11 protein-coding genes are annotated in these 17,235 nt (G+C 68.0%); 4 read left to right on the top strand and 7 right to left on the bottom strand.

The window, feature by feature from the left end; genetic code table 11:
• Positions 1 to 351: 351 nt before the first annotated feature.
• The 3 genes from glmS to N5095_RS17870 form a co-directional block, all read right to left on the bottom strand.
• Entirely contained in the window at positions 352 to 2,169 is a 1,818-nt protein-coding gene (gene glmS, locus N5095_RS17880) for a glutamine--fructose-6-phosphate transaminase (isomerizing) (protein ID WP_267624527.1), read from the bottom strand.
• 702 nt (positions 2,170 to 2,871) lie between these two features.
• Positions 2,872 to 3,447: a DUF7344 domain-containing protein gene (locus N5095_RS17875; protein ID WP_267624526.1), complete on the bottom strand. Its 576-nt coding sequence runs from the start codon at positions 3,445 to 3,447 to the stop codon at positions 2,872 to 2,874.
• 786 nt (positions 3,448 to 4,233) lie between these two features.
• Entirely contained in the window at positions 4,234 to 4,515 is a 282-nt protein-coding gene (locus tag N5095_RS17870) for a PadR family transcriptional regulator (protein WP_267624525.1), read from the bottom strand.
• Between the two features lie 274 nt (positions 4,516 to 4,789).
• Between N5095_RS17870 and rdfA the strand changes: the two genes are divergently transcribed.
• From rdfA to N5095_RS17855, 3 genes are all read left to right on the top strand, one after another.
• Positions 4,790 to 5,431 carry a rod-determining factor RdfA gene (gene rdfA, locus N5095_RS17865; RefSeq protein ID WP_267624524.1) on the top strand — a complete coding sequence of 214 codons (642 nt, stop codon included), beginning with the start codon at positions 4,790 to 4,792 and terminating at the stop codon, positions 5,429 to 5,431.
• Positions 5,432 to 5,482: 51 nt separating this feature from the next.
• The gene (locus N5095_RS17860; protein WP_267624523.1) at positions 5,483 to 7,429 is read left to right on the top strand and encodes an archaea-specific SMC-related protein; all 1,947 of its coding nucleotides are present in this window, start codon (positions 5,483 to 5,485) and stop codon (positions 7,427 to 7,429) included.
• 363 nt (positions 7,430 to 7,792) lie between these two features.
• Positions 7,793 to 9,457 carry a PGF-CTERM sorting domain-containing protein gene (locus N5095_RS17855; RefSeq protein WP_267624522.1) on the top strand — a complete coding sequence of 555 codons (1,665 nt, stop codon included), beginning with the start codon at positions 7,793 to 7,795 and terminating at the stop codon, positions 9,455 to 9,457.
• 504 nt (positions 9,458 to 9,961) lie between these two features.
• Here N5095_RS17855 and xacF read toward each other — a convergent pair.
• Positions 9,962 to 11,413, bottom strand: coding sequence for a 2,5-dioxovalerate dehydrogenase (gene xacF / locus N5095_RS17850; RefSeq protein WP_267624521.1), 1,452 nt, complete (start codon positions 11,411 to 11,413; stop codon positions 9,962 to 9,964).
• A 361-nt stretch (positions 11,414 to 11,774) separates the two neighbouring features.
• On the opposite strand from xacF, the gene N5095_RS17845 reads away from it, so the two are divergent.
• On the top strand, positions 11,775 to 12,641 hold the full coding sequence (locus N5095_RS17845) for a fumarylacetoacetate hydrolase family protein (RefSeq protein WP_267624520.1): 867 nt from the start codon (positions 11,775 to 11,777) through the stop codon (positions 12,639 to 12,641).
• Between the two features lie 38 nt (positions 12,642 to 12,679).
• On the opposite strand, the gene N5095_RS17840 is transcribed toward N5095_RS17845, so the two are convergent.
• From N5095_RS17840 to N5095_RS17830, 3 genes are all read right to left on the bottom strand, one after another.
• On the bottom strand, positions 12,680 to 14,869 hold the full coding sequence (locus tag N5095_RS17840; protein WP_267624519.1) for a M14 family metallopeptidase: 2,190 nt from the start codon (positions 14,867 to 14,869) through the stop codon (positions 12,680 to 12,682).
• 207 nt (positions 14,870 to 15,076) lie between these two features.
• Positions 15,077 to 15,919: a ferritin-like domain-containing protein gene (locus N5095_RS17835; RefSeq protein WP_267624518.1), complete on the bottom strand. Its 843-nt coding sequence runs from the start codon at positions 15,917 to 15,919 to the stop codon at positions 15,077 to 15,079.
• 211 nt (positions 15,920 to 16,130) lie between these two features.
• Complete coding sequence (locus N5095_RS17830) at positions 16,131 to 17,174, bottom strand: sensor histidine kinase (RefSeq protein ID WP_267624517.1); 1,044 nt, start codon at positions 17,172 to 17,174, stop codon at positions 16,131 to 16,133.
• Positions 17,175 to 17,235: the final 61 nt, after the last annotated feature.

Below are 17,235 nucleotides of genomic sequence, written 5' to 3'. Positions count from 1 at the left end.
CGGGAGTCGTCTCGTGCGACGGGTGACTGCTCCCCCGGCGGCCGGTCGCCCGGGGTTCGGCCGGGAACACCGGGCGGACCGGAGCCGAGGGGCGCTTCCCGGTGCGGGCGGTCACGGTCGGGCGGTCGCCGGGAGCCGGCAGGTGGGCCCAACGGCCGCCGGCAGCGACGGTCGACGTCGTCGTCGACGACCGCATCCGTGTGAATCGCTACGAGAGGCCCCGCGACCGAAGCCGGTCGGCGGAGAGGGCGGAGCGAGGGCGAGACGACGGTCCCGGTGGGGCCGGAGTCGGCGCTCGCCGACGCGAAAACGGGAGAAAAGGTGGTGTGGACGACCGTGCCGAGAACGTGCCTACTCGACGGTGACGCTCTTTGCGAGGTTGCGCGGCTTGTCGATGGCGCGTCCCCGGAGGGAGGCGGCGTGGTAGCTCAGGAGCTGGAGCTGGACGTTGGCGAGGAGGCTCTTGAGGTCCTCGTGGGTCTCCGGCATCGTGATGACGTCGTCGGTGACGCGGCTGACCGACTCGGGGGCGTCGGTGAGCGCGATGACGGGCGCTCCGCGGGACTTGACCTCCTCCATGTTGCCGTAGGTCTTCTCGTCGTAGTCACCCGATAGCACGGCGAACACGGGCGTCTCGCTCGTGACGAGCGCGAGCGGGCCGTGTTTCAGCTCGCCGGCGGCGAACGCCTCGGCGTGCTCGTAGGTGATCTCCTTGAACTTCAGCGCGCCTTCGAGGGCCACGGCGTGACCGGTGCCGCGGCCGATGAAGAAGTGACTGAGACTGTCGGCGTACGCACTCGCGACGCGCTCGGCGGAGGTGTCACCGAGCACCTGCTCGATGGCGTCCGGCAGGTCCGACAGCGCCTGCAGGTAGCGGGCGGCGTCGGCCCGAGGCTCGGCGCCGCGGTCCTCGGCCATCCGCTCCGCCAGCATCGCGAGCGAGACGACCTGCGAGGAGAACGTCTTGGTGGCTGCGACGCCGATTTCCGGGCCGGCGCGGATGAACAGCGCGTCGTCGGCCTCGCGGGCGGCCGTCGAGCCGACGACGTTCGTCACCGCGAGCGTGCGCCCGCCCTTACCCGCCGCGCGCCGGAGCGCGGAGAGGGTGTCGGCGGTCTCGCCGGACTGCGTCACCGCGACGGTGAGGGTGTTCTCGCCCAGCGGCGGGTTGATGGTCGCGTACTCGCTCGCGAAGAACGCCTGCGCCGGGATGCCCCGGTCGTGGAACAGCTGGCGCGCGTAGACCGCGGCGTGGTAAGAGGTACCACAGGCGACGAAGTGGACCTCGTCGACGCCCTCGAAGGCTCCCTCGGGGAACTCCTCGAGTTCGACGCGCTCGTTCTCGAGGTCGACGCGCCCGTTGAGCGTCTGGCGGAGCGCCTCGGGCTGTTCGTTGATCTCCTTCAGCATGTAGTGGTTGTACCGGCCCTTGCCGGCGTCCTCCGCGTCCCACTCGACGGTCTCGACCGTCGGCTGGAGCGCGTTGCCGTCGACGTCGGAGACCTCGAAGCCGTCCTCGCGGACGACGACCACCTGCCCGTCCTCGAGGTAGACGACCTCGTCGGTGAACTCGAGGAAGGCGGGGACGTCGCTCGCGAGGTAGTAGCGCCCGGCGTCGATGCCGAGCACGAGGGGCGACCCCGAGCGGGTCGCGTAAATCTCGTCCTCGCCCTCGACGATCATCGCGATGGCGTAGCTCCCCTCGAGGTCGGCGATGGCGTGTCGGAAGGACGCTTCGGCGCCGTAGCCGGCCTCGCGGTACTCCTCGACGAGGTGCGGGACGACCTCGGTGTCGGTCTCGCTCTCGAAGGCGTGCCCGCGAGACTCGAGCTCCGTGCGGAGGGTCTCGTAGTTCTCGATGATGCCGTTGTGGACGACCGCGACCTCACCCGTGCAGTCCGCGTGCGGGTGGGCGTTCGCGTCCGACGGCGCCCCGTGGGTCGACCAGCGCGTGTGACCGATGCCGATGGAGCCGCTGACCCCGTCGCCGAGGATGGCTCGGAGGTTCGCAATCTCCCCCTCGCGCTTCGCGATGGTCGGGCGGCACGCGCCGCTCCCCTTCACCGCGATGCCCGCTGAGTCGTAGCCGCGGTATTCGAGGTTGGCGAGCGCGTCGAGCAGCTCGGCCACGCCGTCGCCGTCACCGATACGCGCGATGATGCCGCACATCAGCGCTCACCGTCCGTACCGCGACCGCGGATGGGCACCTGCGATCCGTTCGTCGTTCCGTGGTAAGTTCGTTCGTCGTTCATAGGTCGTCCGGTACCGCTCGAACATCGACGTAGAGACGACCTATCGGCATTGTAATCCATCCCCTGTGAGGGAGACACCGACTCCTACCCCCCGACCGTTGCAGAGTTAGCACCGGGTTGCGGCCTGCAAGAAGGGCCTACCACCCGATTGTCCCCGGTCGAACCTCGTCCGGCGGGCGTACCGGGCCGAGCGACGGCCTCGAACCCGGGCCGAGACCGGACGGCGGGCGCGACGGGACGAATGGGGTCACAGAGGAGGAATGCGGGACGAGTGGGGTCACAGGGGAGGGATGCGAGACGAGTGGGGTCGCAGAGAAGGGACGCGAGACGAGTGAGGTGCGGACGAGAGCGAACTCACCACACCGTCTGACGGTTGGAGAGCGTCCGTCGTCCGGGTGGCTCGCACTCGACACGCGACGGTCGACACTCGTCGGGCGAAGGTACTCCGGAAGGAAGCACGGTGGGAGGGGGGTTTAGGCTCCCGCAATCGCGGTCTCAGTTTGCTGGCACGCGAACTGGTACGGCTATTGCGCGGAGCCTATTACGGCGTATGAGTCCGTCCCCTATGAATCCTGTGGAACGTTTCGAAAGTTGGGAAGGAAACGAAGCTCGACCAGTTCTACCGGTCGAGACCGAGGCGGGCCTCGTACGTGTGTGCGAGGGACGCCACGAGGAACGCCGCCGTGAGCAGCACCGTGAACTGCGTCATGCTGACGCCGAGCGAAACGCCGCCGACGGTCAACAGGCCGATCGAGAGCGCGCCGGTCACGCTCAGGGCCGCGTAGCGCTTGCTCCACGGGTCGCGCTCCGACTCGTCGTCCTCGAGGTACGTCTTGAGGAGCTCCGCGTTCTCGGTCAGTTCGACGTCACCGCGGTTGCGCTCGTACTCGATGATCCCGTTCTCCGCGAGCTTCGGGAGGTGGGTCTGGTAGAGCGCGACGTACACGCGCTTTCGCTGCCCCGAGTTGAGCGCCTGCACCTCGATGTCGTTCTCCCACGCGGCGATGTGCTCTGCGAGCTCCGAGAGCGTCGCCGTCCCGTCGTTGTCCATCAGGTAGCGCACGATGTCGCGACGGCGGCGGTTCTTCAGGAGGTAGAAGATCTCGTCCTTCGAGAGCTCCATCTCCTCCGGCTCCGACTCCTGTTCCGCCTGCAGCGGGCTCTCGCTCTCCTGCGCGACCTGCGAGACCGCCATTACGCGGACCCTCCGTCGACGGCCCCACCACGAGCCTGGGTATCAAACTTCACGACGACCACCGATTCTGCGTTCTGTCGCTCTCGCGACGTAGTACTCTTACTTGGCACAGCTGACACACCAATTAACCTGAGCGTCTGCCGAGACTATAAACGCACTTATCAGATGCAGAAAATGAAAAAATCCGTCGCGTGAGTTTCAACCGTTGCGAAACGGTTGGTATCGACTGCCTGATTTCCGCACGCGGTGCGTACTCCCCCCGTAGGGAGGGCTGTACAGGACGCAGAGACGTCCCGAGCCCGACCGCCGTCGCCGGCCTGAGAGGCGGGCGTAGACCGCATGCGACGCCGCCGACGGCGGCGTCGAGCTACCGGCTGACCGTCTACGCCGACGCGGCGAGACCCAGACCCGGCGTCGACCTTCGGTGGCGGGTCCGTCGCCCGCGACGACGCGGCCGGTCGGGACGGTGAGACACGCCCGGTCGAGGAGAACACTCCCGGTCGGGGGAGGTCGAGGAAGGAACACCTCCGGCCGGAGGGACATCATCGCTCGCGCCGGCGCACGCGAGCGCGTGCAACAGTGGTCGGGTGGGGCGGCGCTCGGGAGGTTACCGGAGCTCACGTCCCGAGTCGGTGTCGTCGAACGGCGACCCTAACCCGGAGCGGTGGTAGTAGTTCTCCCCACACAGTTTGGACCGGGCTCGCCACGTACGCGAGAGCAGCGGACCCAGTATCGGCTACAGAAGCAGGTCGCGGCGCTCGTGCGTCGGTGGACGAAATCGGGCGGTCAGAACCCACCGTCGAGGCGGGCGTCCTCCCACTCGCGACGCTCGTGGAGGAGTTCCTCGCCCGAGTCGGTGATGGCGTAGTAGTTCGTCCGCCGGTCGATCGTCCCCTTCTCGACGAACCCCCTGTCGACGAGCGTGTCGAGGTTCGGGTAGAGTCGGCCGTGGTTGATCTCGTCGCCGAGGTCGCCTTCGAGCTCCGACTTGATTGTCTGTCCCGACGGGCGGTCGGCGCCGGCGATTACGTACAGCAGGTCGCGCTGGAATCCGGTAAGTCCGAACATCGTGCTTCAGACCGGTATATAGTCGGGAAGATGTTATAGTCAGACGGGTCCGTCCCACTGAAACTACGAAATTTCCCCGGAGTGAAACGGTCGGCCGAGGGTTTAGACGGCTGTTTAAATCGGTCAATGGCGCGTATATTCAACCACAGGGACCTATTTCCGGCCGGTAGGGCGTGAGTACGCGTGGCTGTGGTGGAATTTACACCGATACTGTTGTAAACTCGCCGGGATACGGGTGAAGTACTTATTACAGACACCGCCTTGGAAGGAGACGATGAACGGTGCAGACCACGCAGGGACGGCCGGAGCCACGAACGGGGCCGCCTGCGACTGCAAGGTCGGTCGTGTGGCCGACCGATACGACCTCGTCGACGTCGACCGGGAGCTCCGGACGCGCTGGCAGGGCGAGGGAACGGAGAAGCACAGCCTCCGGAAGCTCGAACGCTACCTCAACAGACGCGTACTCGAGGCCGCGCTTCGGGCCGCCGGCGTCGAGACGCTCCACGGCGAGGTCGAGAACCTGTACGACCTCCTCTCGGGCGACGGGACGAGCGAGGCCGCTCGGGTCGAGGCCCGAAAGCGACTCGAGCGCGACGGCGTCGACGTCGAGCGGGTGGAGCGTGACTTCGTCTCCCACCAGTCCATCCACACCCACCTCCGCGAGTGTCTCGACGTGAGTCACGACCCCGGCGAGGGGGCGACCGTCGAGCGCGGGTCGTCGACGGTGTACGCGCTCCGCAACCGGACCGAGACGGTGACCGCCGGAACCCTCGAGCGACTCCGCGACAACGGCGCCCTCGACCTCGAGGAGTTCGACGTGTACGTCGACGTGCGCGTCGCCTGCGAGGAGTGCGGTCGGTTCCACGAGATCGGGAGCCTCTTCGAGGCAGGGGGATGTGACTGTCAGCGGGACTGAGACGGCCGACGACTGCAACACTTATACGCCGACCGTCCACAAGGGAAGGTGATGTCGACTGACCGACCGTCGGCGGGTGGAATCGAGATATCCGCCCGGAAAATCGGCGGAATCGACGACACCACCGTCTCGCTCACGCCCGGCGTGACGGTGCTCGCCGGCCGGAACGCCACCAATCGGACCTCGTTTCTCCAGTCCATCATGGCCGCAGTCGGGAGCGAGAACGCCTCGCTCAAAGGTGACGCGGAGGAGGGGAGCGTCGAACTCCGGCTGGACGGGGAGCGCTACACCCGTCGGCTCCGACGGACGCCGGACGGTGTCGCCTTCGACGGCGACCCGTACCTCGACGACCCGGAGCTCGCCGACCTGTTCGCGTTCCTGCTCGAGTCGAACGAGGCGCGGCGGGGTGTCGCTCGCGAGGAGAACCTCCGCGAGCTCATCATGCGTCCGGTGGACACCTCCGAAATCAACGCCGAGATAGAGTTACTCCGGGCCGAGCGACGCTCGGTCGACGAGCGTCTCGAGGAGATCGAGGCGGAGCGCGACCGGCTTCCCGCGCTCGAACGCCGCCGGAGCGACGTCGAGACGCGTCTCGAGGAGAAACGTGCCGAGTTGGCGGAGGTCGAGGCGGCCATCGAACGCTCCGACGCCGCCGGGAGCCAGGAGCGCGCCGAAGCCGTCGAGGAGTCTCTCGACGCGCTCAACGAACGCCGGTCCGCACTCAAGCGCGTCCAGGAGCACGTCGAGACCGAACGTGACAGTCTCGAGACCGCACGCGCGGAGCTGAACCGACGACGCACGGAACTCGAATCGCTCCCCGACGCCCCCGACGACCGAATCGACGCCCTCGACCGCGAGATTTCGGAGCTCCGCGAGCGCCGCCGGCGCTGTGACGCCGTGGTGAACAAGCTCCAGACGCTCGTCCAGTTCAACGAGGACGCCCTCGCCGGCGACGACGAGTTGGCCGACCTGCTCGCCGAAGACGAGCCCGCCTCCGACGGCGGGACAGTGACGGACCAGCTGGTCGGCGAGTCGAACACCGTCTGCTGGACCTGTGGCTCCGAGGTCGACCGCTCGCGCATCGAGTCGTTTCTCGATCGACTTCGCGCGCTCGCGCGCGAGAAGCGACGGGACCGTTCCGATATCGACGACCAGCTCTCGGCGGCGACCGACGAGCGCCGCGAGCTCAAAGAACAGCGCGAGCGTCGCGAGAATCTCGAATCGCGCGTCGACGCCCTCGAGTCCGAGGTCGAAGAGCGCGAGGCCGCACTGGAGCGCCACGAGGCCGAGGTCGAGGAGCTCGAGACCGCCATCGGCGAACTCGAAGACGAGGTCGGCGAACTGGACGCCGACGACCACGACGAGACCCTCGAACGTCACCGCGAAGCCAACAGCCTCCAGTTCGATATCGGTCGACTCACCGGCCAGCTGGCGGAGGTAAAGGAGGAGCTCGAGGAGCTGGAAGCCCTCGACGCCGAAGCCGACCGGTTGGGCGAACGCCGCGGCGAAATCGCCGAGGAGCTCGAGGAGCTCCGCACCCGCATCGAGCGCCTCGAACGGGAGGCCATCGACGGGTTCAACGACCACATGGACGACATCCTGTCCATCCTCGGCTACGGGAACATCGACCGAATCTGGATAGAACGCCGCGAGGAGGAGGCCCGCGAGGGCCGCCGGACCGTCGACCGCACCCGCTTCGACCTCCACGTCGTCCGCACCAGCGACGACGGGACGGCGTACGAGGACACGATTCGACATCTGAGCGAGTCCGAACGGGAGGTGACCGGACTCGTGTTCGCCCTCGCCGGCTACCTCGCCCACGAGGTGTACGAGACGGTGCCGTTCATGCTGCTCGACTCGCTGGAAGCCATCGACTCGGCGCGTATCGCGGCGCTCGTGGAGTACTTCGAGGACTACGCACCCAACATCGTCGTCGCCCTCCTCCCAGAGGACGCGCAAGCGCTCGACGACGACTACAGCCGCATCACGGAGATCTGAGCCGGAGTCGGTGGTCGACGTCGGAGCACCGGTTCGGAGCGTCGGCGGCGGCGTTCGACGTCTACCGGCGTTCCTACGGGGGTGGTAACGGCACCCAACCGACAGAAACAGGTCATTATTCCACAGTATCGGTCGAATCGCCCCGGTCACGGTTCGCGGCGGAGACACGCTGGCGAACCGGTAGGGGGCCGATACCAGTTAGGAAGCCTGAGTATAACAATACAGGTACCATCGGAAGTGGGGAATACATCGGAGTGTCGAAACGATGAACCCGAACTCAACCGCCGTGGAACCGCGTGCCACCCTGTACGGCACGGAGGAATCGACCCAGATTCGGACGGGAGCGCCCGTCCGGGAGGAAGCATGAGTACGCGCCGCGTGGGGACCATCGCGATGGTGGCCCTCCTCGTGACGTCCGTGTTCGCCGGCTTCGCCGGCACCGGGCTCGCCCAGGAGGCGGGCAACGGGGACTACTCCATCGAGTACACCCCGGCCGGTTCGGACGAGCTGCAGTGTATGGACGTGCAGGCGTTCGCCGACAGCGAGGAGAACGTCAGCGAGCACTACGAGTACCGAACGCCGCCGGTCGACGAGAACAACACGGCGTACGCCGTCTCGACGAACGACTACAGCTCGTACGGGACCCAGGACAAGCAGGTCTCCCAGGGCTCCATCATGTACGTGTACGAGCACGAGGGTGACGCCAGCCTCGTGATGGTTCACGACGCGCTCGGCGAGAGCCCGGCCGAGAACGCCGTCAGCTTCGACATGAGCTACGACGGCTCGGCGCTCGAGTGGGAAGTCCGTGACGACTACTACGACAACGCCGAAGCGTACGGCAGCACCCCCGACGACCGATTCGAGTCGACGCAGGCCGACTGGCTCTGGGCCAAGACGCGCACCGACGGCGGTGCGCTCGGCGGCATGAACGCCGACGGCTTCAACTCGGTCACGATCTCCCCCGCGTTCAACGAGGACGCGTACTACGGCAGCGAGATCAACGCGACCATCGACAGCTGGACCTTCCTCACCCCCGAGGGTGAGCCCGTCGAGCTCGACATGGACAGCGACGTGACGATCCACCAGGGTGCCAACTGTGGTGAGCCTGTGGACGAGGGCGGCGAGGAGAACACCGGCGGTGACGAGGAGACCACCGAAGACGACGAGGAGACCGGCGACGACGGCAACGACGCGCCGGCCGGCGGCTCCGGCGACAGCCAGACGACGCGCTCCAGCCCCAACGCGAAGGCCGTGAGCGCACAGCAGGTGACCGCCACCTCGTCCTCGGCGCAGATCGTGCCCCCGCCCAACGGCGGCACGGTGACGTTCGCACTCCCGAGCGAGCGCACGAACGGCGTGAAGTTCCAGGACGCCCGAGTCGGCGTCACCTCAAACAGCCTGAGCTTCCAGATGACGAGCAGCCTCTCCGCCGAGGCGCCCAACGGGACGTCCGCACCGGACATGCCGACGTGGGCCTACCTCACCACCAGCGCGGAGGGGTCGAACGCCGACGTGACGACCGCTGACGTCACCTTCACCGTGACCGAGGAAGCCCTCGACGGTGCCTCGACCGACGACGTCTCGGTGATGTACTACACGGACGGCGCGTGGGAGCAGGCCGACGCGAACGTCACCAGCGAGGGTGACGGCATGTACACCATGACCGCGACGGCCCCGGCCGGCTCCACGCTCGCGGTCGGTCTCTCCGGCGACGGCGCCGGCTCGCAGGACGGCGGCAACGCCTCCGAGAGCAACGAGACGACCGGCAACGAGACCACGACCGACGAGGAGACGACGACCTCCGACGAGGAGGAGACGACAACCTCCGACGAGGAGACGACGACCGCCTCGGAGGACACGTCCTCCTCGGACAACGGTAGCGAGGGCGCGGCCCAGGGCGAGACCGAGACGCAGTCGGAGTCCGGTGGCGAGTCCGGAACCACCAGCTCCACGTCGCCCGGCTTCGGCCTCGTGCTGACGCTGCTCGCGGTCGCCGGTAGCGCGCTGCTGCTGGCCCGACGCCGATAACTCGGCGACGGTCCCCGCGGTGCCGACCGACGACCCGACCAACCCCTTCCCATTCTTTCGAACGCTACACCCCCGAGCGGCGGCGCCGTCGTCACAGAACGATTCGGACAGTAGCGGACGGTGACAGTCGTGGTCGGGACGCCGCTCGCCGGCAGCGGGCGACGACACACTTCTACCATCGACGAATAGTCGACTCAGTCGGTGACTCTCGTTCTCGTCCCTAATTCGATTGGCGAGTCACGAACCGCTCCGAGTCGAAGCCTCGACAGCAGATGTCCAACCGAATTCGTGGGTCGAGGGGAGAACCCGCGGTCGGTCGAGCGGAGTCGATACCCCGAAGCGGGCGGCGGGGGCGTCGGCCGACCGAGAGCGGACGGTCGGTTCCGGAGGGACCGGGAGCAGAAAGGATGGCGAAGTTCGAAGCGAACCCGAGAGCGGAGATGGGACAGGAGACGAGAAACGAAGCGGAGCCGAGTCAGGTCGACCGAACCGACCGGACCGACCTCAGTAGTTGTCGTAGACGGTCTTGATGATGGTGAAGTAGTCCATCCCCTCCTCGCCCTGCTCGCGGTAGGTCTCCGAGGAGGAGGCGTTCATCCCGCCGAAGGGGACGTGGAGGTCGAGGCCGGTGGTCTTCGCGTTGGGCTTGATGATTCCGAAGTCGACCTCGTCGATGAAGCGGTTGATCTCCGTGTGGTCCTGCGAGAGGATGCCCGCCGAGAGGCCGTACTCCACGTCGTTCGCGAGCTCGATTCCCTCGTCGAGGTCCGAGACCGGCATGACGCCGACGAACGGGCCGAACACCTCCTCCTGCATGATACGCATGTCCGACTCGACGTCGGTGAAGATCGTCGGCGAGACGAAGTGTCCGCCGTCGTACTCGTCGCCGTCGAGGCGCTCGCCGCCGTACTCCAGCGTGGCGCCCTCCTCCTCTCCGAGTTCGACGTAGTCGAGCGTCGTCTCCAGTTGGTCCTCGGAGACGTGCGGCCCCATCCCGGGGTCGTCGAGCCCGGGGCCGACCTCGAGACCCTCGGCGTACTCGACGAGGTGGTCGACGAACTCGTCGTACACCTCCTCGTGGACGAGCACGCGCTCGGTGGCGGTGCAGGCCTGACCCGTCACGCCGAAGGCACCGGCGCCGACGGTCTCTGCGGCCGCCGCGACGTCGGCGCTCGGCATGACGAGCGAGGGGTTCTTGCTGCCGAGTTCGGTCTGGATGCGCTTGTGGTCGTCCGTCGCCTGCTCGTAGATGGTCTCGCCGACCTGCCGACTCCCGGTGAAGGAGACGCAGTCGACCTGCTCGTGCTCGACGATTGCGTTGCCGACCTCGCTCCCGGAGCCGGTGACCATGTTGACGACGCCGTCCGGGAGTCCGGCCTCGTCGAACGCCTCGAAGATGGCCCGGACGGAGTTCGGCGTCCGCTTCGCGGGCTTGATGGCGACGGTGTTCCCCGTCGCGAGGGCGGGGGCCATCTTCCACGCCGGGATGGCGATGGGGTAGTTCCACGGCGTGACGAGTCCGGCGACGCCCATCGGCTCGCGCACGTAGTACAGGTTCTGGTTCCCCCCGGTGGGGTTCAGCACCTCCCCGTTGTAGTCCATCGCGCGCTCGGCGTAGTAGTAGAAGATGTCGATGGCCCGGTTGACCTCCCCGTTCGCTTCGGTTCGGGTCTTCCCCTCCTCGCGGACCAACAACTCGGTGAGCTCCTCCTCACGGTCGTCGAGGTGTTTCGCCACCTCGCGGAGGTACGTCCCGCGGGTCCCGGCGTCCGTGTCGGCCCACTCGTCCTGCGCCGCGGCGGCCGCCTCGACCGCCCCGTTCGCGTCGGCGGCGCTGGAGAACTGGTACTCGCCGACGACGTCGGCGTCGTCGGCCGGGTTCGAGACCTCGAAGGTGTCGCCCGTCTCGGAGTCGCGCCACTCGCCGTCGATGTAGTTCTTGAATGTCTCCGGCATCGGGGCGTGGTTCGGACGCGCCACATAGGGACTTTTCGGCCACCGCAATGCGCCGGCGGCCGCCCGCCTCCCGGCAGGGCCCGGCGCGGGACGACGGAAAATCGGTTCTCGACGGCTGACCGCAGTCGTGAACCGTTTCGTGGCCGTGCGTGTCGAAACCACTCACACCCCCGACACCACTTTGTCCGCAGTAACCCCGGGTTCGACCCGGTGAAATGTCCGATTCGTCGCGGCAGAGTCCGCGTGAGACCGCCTCGGCGACCGGTCCGAAGCGCGCCGGCGGACACCACCGCGTCCGCTGTTGTCGGGGTCTCGTGGCGTCCCCCACCGTAGCTTAGTGCGTGCCGGCCGAACGCCGGGTATGCGCTACTACCGAACGGAGACGGCGACCGGTCCGTTACTGCTCGCTCGCGAAGGACGCAAGGTGTACGACCTGACGACCGCTCGGCGCTCCGTCGAGTCGTTTCGCGACCTCGCTCGGGTGGCCGCGACCCTCGAGGTCGGCGTCGACGAGGTCGCCGGCCGACTGCTCGACGACGCGGCGCTGCTGGACGACGACGCCGTCTCCGACCCCGACCGCCCCGTCGTGGCCGAGGAGGTGTGGGCCGCCGGCGTCACCTACGAGGTGAGCAGCGACGCCCGCGAGGCCGAGAGCGGCCGGCCGGAGATTTACCAAGACGTGTTCACGAACGAGCGCCCCGAGATATTCTTCAAGGCGACCCCCTCCCGGACGGTGGGGCCCGGCGAGGCCGTCGGCGTCCGCGGTGACTCCGACTGGGACGTGCCCGAGCCCGAACTCGGCGTCGTCGTCTACGAGGGGGAAATCGTCGGCTACACCGTCGGCAACGACGTGAGCAGTCGCGACATCGAGGGACAGAACCCGCTCTACCTCCCGCAGGCGAAGGTGTACGACCGGTGTTGCTCGGTCGGCCCCTGCGTCGCCTCCCCCGAGACCGTCGGCGACCCCCGCGACCTCGAGCTGTCGATGACCATCGAGCGCGACGGCGAGACGGCGTTCGAGGGGTCGACCTCCACCTCGAACCTCGCGCGTTCGCCCGAGGAGCTCGTCTCCTACCTCACCCGGCACAACGACCTCCCGGAGCTGACGGTACTGCTGACGGGCACCTCCGTCGTCCCCCCCGAGGAGTTCACGCTCCGGGAGGGTGACGCGGTCGACATCGACATCGAGAACGTCGGGACGCTGTCGAACGGCGTGACGCAGGTCTGAGTCGGGCGGGCCCCTTCCGCCCGGCGCTCGTGACCGAATCAGTTCCCGCCCTCGACGACGAGGTAGCCCACGTCCTCGGTCGCGTGCCACGTCTCGCTGTTGTCGCTCTGCTCCTCCTCGACCAGCACCTCGACGCTCGACCCCGTGAGGTTCCGGTACCGGAGCGCGCAGGGGTCGTCGCTGTGGTAGGACTGGACGCCGCCGACGAACACCGGGTCGGCGAAGTCGGTCTCGAAGTCGACGCGCGTCCACTCGTGGTTCGCGCGGGCGGTGCCCGCCTCGACGGCGCGGCCGTCGACGCTCCCGGTGCCGGGTTCGACGGCGAGGTAGCCGACCGTCTCCTCGCCGTGGCCGCCGAGCCCCTCCTCCTCCTGCAGGCGCACGTCGAACCCGTTGTCCCACGGGCCGCGGGTCCGGGCGACGACCGGCTGGCCGTCGTTCTCGGTCTGGACCGTCGTGAGGACGACGGGCGCGGTCGAGAACCCGTCGAGGCCGACCCAACCCCACCCGTCGGTGACGGAGAGGCGTCCGGCCGCCGCGTGGAGCCCGCCGATGTCGTGGCTCCCGGCGTCGAGCGCGACGCTCCCGACGGCCTCCGCGGGGTGCCACCCGTTGAGGTAGTCCCACTCCTCGACCCGACAGTCGAAGCCGGAGCCGCCCACGTCGTCGAGCCGGGCGTGGCAGGGGTGGCCGCTGTCGTACGAGACCGCGTCCGCGACCACGACGGGGTCGGAGAGGTCGGCGTCGAGCCCGTATCGGTCCCACGTGTGGTCGACGGTGACCGTCGAGGCGTGCAGTGGGGTCGCGGACGCGCTCGACCCCGAGGACTCGTCGGGGAAGTCGCTCGCGGCGTACTTCGACCCCTCTATCCAGATGTCGACGGTCTCGTCGCCGCCGAGGACGGTGAACGTCTCCATCTCGCCGGTGAAGCGGAAGCTGTCCGAACGCCACTCGACGAACCCGTGTGCGCGGCCGTTCTCGACCTCGGTGTCGCTCTCGACGTTGTCGCCGGGGACGATGCCGCCCGAGACCGTGAAGGCGTACTCCGTCTCGTCCCCCGTGCCCACCACGGCCATCCCGGACTCCTCGCCGCCGGAGCCCGAGGACTCGTCGGGGAAGTCGCTCGCGGCGTACTTCGAGCCGTCTATCCAGATGTCGACGTTCGTGTCGCCGCTCAGGACGGTGAACGTCTCCATGTCGCCGGTGTACTCGAAGCTGTCCGAACGCCACTCGACGGAGCCGTGGGCCCGACCGTTCTCGACGCCGGTGTCGCTCTCGACGTTGTCGCCGGGGGTGATGCCCCCCGAGACCGTGAAGGCGTACTCCGTCTCGTTCCCCGTGCCGACCACGGCCATCCCGTGGGTCGTCGTGGCGCCGGAGCCGGAGCCAGACCCGTCGGAGCCCGAGCCGACCGACCAGTCGCTCTCGTTCCGGCGGGGCTGGCCGTACTGGCGCATCGCGTGTTCGACCGAGTACAGGTGCCAGTCGACCTGTTCCTCGACGGTGTCCGCCTTCTCGGTCGTCTCGCAGATGAACGCCGGTCGGTCGAGCACGCCGGCGACGCGGTGGACGAGCATCGGCTCGTCGGCGTCGAGGGTGTTGCCCATCCGGTAGCGCATGTCGCCGCTCAGGTCGAAGTGGTCGTTCAGGTCGCGGACGACGTTCTCGCCGGTCGAACGCGAGGGGTCGGTCCAGGTCGGGAACATCGCCTGCCCCACGCCGCCGTCGCCGGAGCCGTAGATGCCCCGGGAGCTGTGGAGGTCGAACAGCCAGTCGGGGTCGTGGTGGCGCACGACCTTCCAGACGGTGTGGGCGAGTTCGCTCCGACAGTCGGCACCGTTCGGCGGGAACTGGCGGTTGAGGTCGTCGTCTCCCCACGGACGAGCGCCGTCCGCGATGGCCGCGACGTTCGCCCGGGGGAGGACGACGAGTTCGCCGGCTTCGACCTCCCACTTCGCGATCTCGTCGGCGGCGCGGTAGCCGGCGCGCTCGTCGCCGTGTACCCCGCCGACGACCATCGTCGTCGGCCCCTCGACGCCCGAGTCGTAGTAGTGGACCGTGGTCTCGTGTTCGGTGCCGTGGAGAACCGTGTACGAGTCCCGCGTCTCGGCCGCCGCCGTCCCTGTCGAGCCCAACCCGGCGACCCCGGCACCGAGCGCAGCCGTCGCCTTGAGAAACCCACGTCGCCCCGTCGTCGCGCCAGCCGAACTTCGGTCGTCCCCCGTCATCAGTCGTTGTACACGACATTCTGTGAAACTAACTTAACAGTTCTATAACAGGGGGGTAACTCGGCCGAGTTTCGGGCGGGTAAGGCGCGTCAGACGTGCGGCCGACGCTCGCGTCGGACGGGAGCGACGCAACGGCCGACGACCGCTCGCGCGGTGAAAAAGAGCCGGGAGCCGAACGAGTCGGGAGCCGAACGACGAACCCGAGGGCTACTCGACGATGTACTCGCCGGCGACCGCGAGAACCGCCTCCATCGTCTTCGGGTCGTCGATGGCCTGGTCGGCGAGTTCGACGCCCTCGCCGAACGCCCACGGGCGCTGCCGGTTCAGCGTCCGGAGGAAGCTGGCGTGGCGGGCCTCGATGCTGTGGATACCGAGCGCCGCGGGCGTCACCTGCAGTTTGCTCGTGTCACCGTCGACGAGCGCGAGTTCGGCCTTCGCGAGCGCGGGGGCCGCACCGGCGTAGGCGGCGACACCGAGGTCCTCGACGACCGCCGCGAACCTCACGAAGCTCTCGGGGCTGTCGTAGACGCCGTCGGGGAACTGGAACTTGGTCGCGGCTCGGTCCTCGGCGCCGAGCTTCTTCAGCACGCCCTCCAGCGCCTCGACGTGGAATAGCTCGTGGTCGCGGACGTCCTCGAGTTCCTGGTACGTCGAGTTGCGGAGCGTCGGAACGCCGAACGCCGCCGACACCTCGCCACACTCGATGTCGCGCTGGTCGAACGCTCCGCCGCTGGAGGCGAGCGCCTGCTTGTAGTACGTCGCCTCGAGCCGTTCGAGCGAGAGCGCGTAGTTGACGATGTCGGCGACCGACGGGTCGCCCATCGGCTTCTCGCCGTCCGTCCCGTCGTCGCTCGTCGTGTCGTCGTCGTCGCCCATCGCGCCGTCGCCGCCGGCCGCCGCGGTGCCGGCACCGAGGCCACCGAGCGCCAGCGCACCGACGCCGGCCTTGGCCGCGTTGCCCATCATCTGTCGGCGCGACAGCTGTTCGGAGACGCGAGCGAAGAGTTGTTTGGGGGTTTCGTCCGGTCGGGGGGAGTCTGGGTCAGTCATGGTGGGACACGCACCGTCGCGTGTGAGCGATGCGTGGCGTGACAGCCGAAAAACAATTGTCCGAGTTCCCACCCAAATCCCCACCTGATTCCGCCAACAAACGGTCGCTCGTCCAGGACTGTGTCGTTCTCAGTTCAGTATCGATAGCGTGTACGTTCTCCCGGGCGGTCGACGGCCACGACGAGGCGTGAGCGTCACCGGGAGGGCCGTCTCAGACGCTCTTGCGGAGCCGGAGCGTCGCCGTCGTCCCGTCCTCGTCGCCCTCGACGTCGAACGCCCCGTCGTAGGCGTGTGCGACCCACTTCGTGACCCAGAGGCCGAGCCCCTGCCCGTGGTTGAGTTGGGTAATCTCGCTGTCGCCGGCGACGACCGACCGCTCCATCTCGGGGATGCCGGGCCCGTTGTCGTGGACCGCCACGGCGACCACGTCGTCCTCGACGGTCACGCTCACGCGGACGCGCGGCGTCTCGCTGTCGTTGTGGGCGACCGCGTTCTCGACGAGGTGGGCGAGCGCGGAGCGGACGTACTGTCCGCCGTCGATGGCGACGCCCGGCGACGCGTCGATACTGAACGTCGCGTCCGGGTGGTCGGCGCGGACCTCCTCGACGGCCCCCTCGACGAGCAGTTCGGCGTCCATCGTCTCGCGGTCGGGGGCGTCGGCGTCGAGCGCCCAGAATATCTGCTTGACGTTGTCGTTCATCCGGCCGAGCTTCTCCGCGTGGGACTTGACCGTCAGGGCGTGTCCGCGCGTCGTCTCGTCCCCCGCCGACTCGACGACGAGGTCGGCGTACCCGCCGATAAGCTGTGCTTCGGTCCGGAGGTTGTGCCGGAGCAGGCGGTTGAGCACCGCGAGTTTCTCGGTCTTCGTGGCGAGTTCCTCGGCGCGGATTCGCCGCACGTCGTTGAACCCGATGAGCACGTGTGCGAACGCGCTGACGGCGAGGACGGTCGCGACGAGGAACGTCGGAGCCGCCGCCGGGACGTAGTACGACGCGAGCACCAGGACCGACCCGAGCACGACGACGCCCAGCAGGTTCCAGCCCGCGATTCGTGCCGCGTTCCCCGTCGTCACGTCGCTCCGGTACAGCAGGCCGCCAGCGGCCGCGACGACGAGCGCGACGAGCGTGCCGATGCCCGCGATGAGGAGCCCCAGTGCCGACTCACCGGGGGTCACCAGCCGCGTCGCCGGGGTCGCAGCGAGTGCGAGCCCGGTCACACTCACCGACCCACAGACGAGTAGTCGGTCGAGGTTCATTGACTATAACAAGAAATTCAAGTAAAGTAACTTTTTGGGTCGGCGAAGGGTGGCGGACCGC

It is taken from the genome of Halobium salinum, from assembly GCF_026586625.1.
Taxonomy (GTDB): Archaea; Halobacteriota; Halobacteria; order Halobacteriales; family Haloferacaceae; genus Halobium; species Halobium salinum.
The sequence above is the reverse complement of the archived record's forward strand: the minus strand, read 5'-3'. Positions and strand labels throughout refer to the sequence as shown.

Coding starts and splice junctions, on each gene's coding strand:
- xacF (WP_267624521.1), bottom strand. CDS start 11,413: ATGCCGGAGACATTCAAGAACTACATCGACGGCGAGTGGCGCGACTCC.
- N5095_RS17855 (WP_267624522.1), top strand. CDS start 7,793: ATGAGTACGCGCCGCGTGGGGACCATCGCGATGGTGGCCCTCCTCGTG.
- rdfA (WP_267624524.1), top strand. CDS start 4,790: ATGAACGGTGCAGACCACGCAGGGACGGCCGGAGCCACGAACGGGGCC.
- N5095_RS17840 (WP_267624519.1), bottom strand. CDS start 14,869: ATGACGGGGGACGACCGAAGTTCGGCTGGCGCGACGACGGGGCGACGT.
- N5095_RS17875 (WP_267624526.1), bottom strand. CDS start 3,447: ATGGCGGTCTCGCAGGTCGCGCAGGAGAGCGAGAGCCCGCTGCAGGCG.
- N5095_RS17830 (WP_267624517.1), bottom strand. CDS start 17,174: ATGAACCTCGACCGACTACTCGTCTGTGGGTCGGTGAGTGTGACCGGG.
- N5095_RS17845 (WP_267624520.1), top strand. CDS start 11,775: ATGCGCTACTACCGAACGGAGACGGCGACCGGTCCGTTACTGCTCGCT.
- N5095_RS17870 (WP_267624525.1), bottom strand. CDS start 4,515: ATGTTCGGACTTACCGGATTCCAGCGCGACCTGCTGTACGTAATCGCC.
- glmS (WP_267624527.1), bottom strand. CDS start 2,169: ATGTGCGGCATCATCGCGCGTATCGGTGACGGCGACGGCGTGGCCGAG.
- N5095_RS17835 (WP_267624518.1), bottom strand. CDS start 15,919: ATGACTGACCCAGACTCCCCCCGACCGGACGAAACCCCCAAACAACTC.
- N5095_RS17860 (WP_267624523.1), top strand. CDS start 5,483: ATGTCGACTGACCGACCGTCGGCGGGTGGAATCGAGATATCCGCCCGG.